Annotated in this window: 1 protein-coding gene; it reads right to left on the reverse strand. The window is 28.9% G+C overall.

The window, feature by feature from the left end; genetic code table 11:
- On the reverse strand, nt 1-3,373 hold a 3,373-nt coding region (locus AC5EAH_RS07785), incomplete at its 3' end, for a mucin-binding protein (protein WP_493494214.1).
- Nucleotides 3,374-3,602 lie beyond the last annotated feature (229 nt).

The following is a 3,602-nucleotide window of genomic DNA, read 5'->3' on the forward strand; positions in this document are numbered from 1 at the left end:
GTACCCATTTACCTAATGGTGTATATACTACTGTTGTTTCTTTATCTGAATCTTTAGCTTGAATATTTAATTCTTGCTCAACAACTTCACGTTCCGTAATATAGCCTTTAATTACTGGCGATGCTACTTGATCAAAAGTTGTACCACTTGTTGGCGTCCACTCAGTATACTCAACAGTTCCTGTTGTAATATTCACTCGACCTTCACGTGTATATTTTAAATTTTGTATAACATCGTCTAATGCTTTATCACCAGTTTTTGTTAAATATTTATAATGAATTGTACGTACTACTTCTTCATTTAAATCATCTTTTTTAACACCTTTTGGCCATTTTTGGCCATTATTATCTATTGGTGTACCTGGTTCTTTTGGATCTGTTGGTAAAACTGGAATAATAACATCACGTGGTTTATATACATAAGTAATGTTAATCGTTTTTCCACCGACAACTTTTCCTTTTTCTTTATTTTTGGTTTTTTCTTCTATTAAAATATATGTTTTACCTTTAAAATCAATTGTTGTATCTTTATAATCTGTCGTATCGTATGCTGTATCGTTTGAAGCGTCTAATGTATCGTTAACAGCTTGTTTAATAACTGTACCAGCTTCGTCTGTATAATTAACAACTACATTACCCTTTAACTCATTATAAATATACGTTACTTTTGTAATACCTTCTTTAACTTTACCTTGTTCCGGATCACCCTTCTGCTTACTTCTATCTAGCATATATTTTTTATTATCTGCTGTTGTAATCAAAATAGGTTTACGATCTGTTGTGTCATACTTTTTACCTACAGGCACTTGTTTTTCATCTTCAAACGGTACTCTAATTTGATTACCATCTGTATCCTCATAATTAACAATTACATCACCTTTTAAAACTTTTTTTACTACATATTGATAAACAATTGTTTGTGGTGTATCTATTACTGTACCTTTTTCTGCTGCATCACCTGCATTTTTACGAACAGGCATTGTTGTTGATAAAGCATAAACTTTACCATCTTTTGTGATTTCATGAGGTTTATTACCTGTATATGCTTCACCGAATGGCGTGTTTTCTTTTTTTATAATTTTATCATCTTGAAGTTTTTGATTTGTATTTTCAAGAACATATTGTGCTTTAACTTCTCCACCAACATGTTGATATTGATAAACAACTGTTTGTTTAGTTGTTTTAACAGTACCTGTTTCTGTTGCATCATTCGTCTCTTGTCGTATTGGATGTTCAGAAGATAAAATATAGTTTTTACCATTTTTCTCGATGATTGGTTTTTTATGACTTGCTGCATCATAAGTTACATTTAATTTTGAATTATCTGGTACTACTATTTCTGGTTTTGACAAATCATTTTTAGTAATGACTCTTCCTTTACTATCTTTTTTATCAGGCGTTCCTTCAATAATATAACGTGTCTCTACAGGTGCACCGACAACATAATAATAAGTAACTTCTGAAGATGGTCCCCACTTATTACCAGTTAATAAAGCACCCGTAATTGCATCTTTATTTTGCGCTAATGGAAAAATTAAACGTACACTCTTATTTGCTGGTAAATTATTAATACTCTCTTCACCAAGTAATACATTTTTTATTTTTATTTCATTACCTTCAGACACGTGAGCTACATAAAATGCTTCTTTATCATTACTTATATAGTCTTTATATTTTTTACCTGTACCATCATCTTTTTCTAAATCTGTATCAGATATTTGACCACCTTCACGTCCATTACCATAATTATAAACTTTATCTGTATAAATTTTATAGTTTTCTAAATTTTCGAAAAACGTTTCTGCATCTGGTAAACCACTATTAGGATCATCAGCATTCTTAGGTGACAGATAACTATATGAATTAATTGTACCTTTATCATCTACATATTCTTTTTTACGATACATCGTAATATTCACACCATTTTGAGCACCTATATAAACTTTACGTGTATAAATCACATCACCTTTGTATCCTGGTTCTTTATCAGTCATTTTTCCAGTTGCATTTGGTGTACTAGTCACATACTCATAACCATCAAAAGTTAACGGTGCTGTATTGTAATCAAAATCTTCCCATCCTGATTGCTTTTCTTCCGGACGTACAACTTTTTTTGTTTTAATATACTTTTTACCATTATGCTCTAAGTTAAATTTTTCACCTTCTGCTACTTCTTTAACTATTTGATAATGTGTGATTTGATACACATGTTTTGGAACAGATGTTAATGATTCAGCCACTTTTAATGGATCATTAATTGTTTTCCCGTTAGCATATACTGCGGCTAATTCTTGTTTTTGTGCTGTTGTCATTGATACACTACCTGATTTAATAGAAAATGTTGGCATTCCAGGTTGTGTATTAAACGCTGTTAAACTTTGCCCGTTGGCATTTTGTAATACTTGTGTATTACCTTCTTTTTTATTTTGATTATTAAAACTCGTAATATATATTTTAGTAGGTTCTTGTACTTGCTTTGGATCATCAGATTTTTTAACCGGTCCTAAATCAGCATAAGATGTTGACATTACATATTGATAACCAGAAGAAAAATTCTTAACTATGGCAAAAGTATAATGACCTGTATTTGGATCTATTAAAGGTGGTTGTCCAGAATTAACTACAGAATAACCTTCTAAATTAGAATTTCGCTCAGGTGTTGCCCTAAAAGATCTACGTTCATTTGTAACTTCTTCTTTAGCTACAATATGCTTTTCTTCAGATTCATTAAATTTATTAATGACTTTATTTGAATATTTTTTTTCAATCAATTTACCATCTAATTCAGCATCATAAATAACTTGTTCTTTGTTATTTTTATTAGTATCTACTTCTTGTTCATTATTATGTTCTTCAACAATTGTCTTGTCATCTTTTAAATCTGATACAGTTTTTGTTGTTAAATTAACTTCTGAAACATTACTTGTAGTTTCAATTTTTGAATTATTTGTTGATAATTCTTCTTTTGATTTTATTGTTTCTAAAGAAAGATTATTTTTTTCTTCAGATACTGTAACTTTTGAAGTATCTTCTTTGCTCGTTACATCCTTATATTCAACTAAATGGTCATCCGATATTACTAATTGATCACTTACTATTGTATTTATTTCATCTTTTATTTCATCTTTAGATTTATTATTCTCATCTAATAAACTATTATCTTTTGATTCTTTAATTTGATCATCTGCATTAGTTACAACAGAATGTTCTAATGCTTGCTCTTCTGCGGCTTGTGCATAATGAGATATACCTAAGAAAAAGAAACCACCTACCATAACTGAAGACACACCTAACTTCAGTTTTTTAATTGAATAATAGTTTACTTGTGTTGCATTCTTTTTTTGATTTAATTTTATATTATTTTTTCCTATCATAATTCCCTCCTACTTATATAATCAAAATGTATATTACTATAACATTTGCTTGATAATTATATCACTTCATAATTATTAGTGTCAAATTATACCTTAATGAATTTTAATCTTTATTATTGTCAAAACATATTTTCCACACTTTTTATTTAATATTTATAAAAATATGTATATTTTTATAATAAAAAAGTAAAAAATGAGGCTAGGAAAAACTAGCCTATAAATAAAAAAG

Source organism: Staphylococcus sp. B1(2026) (genome assembly GCF_058895785.1).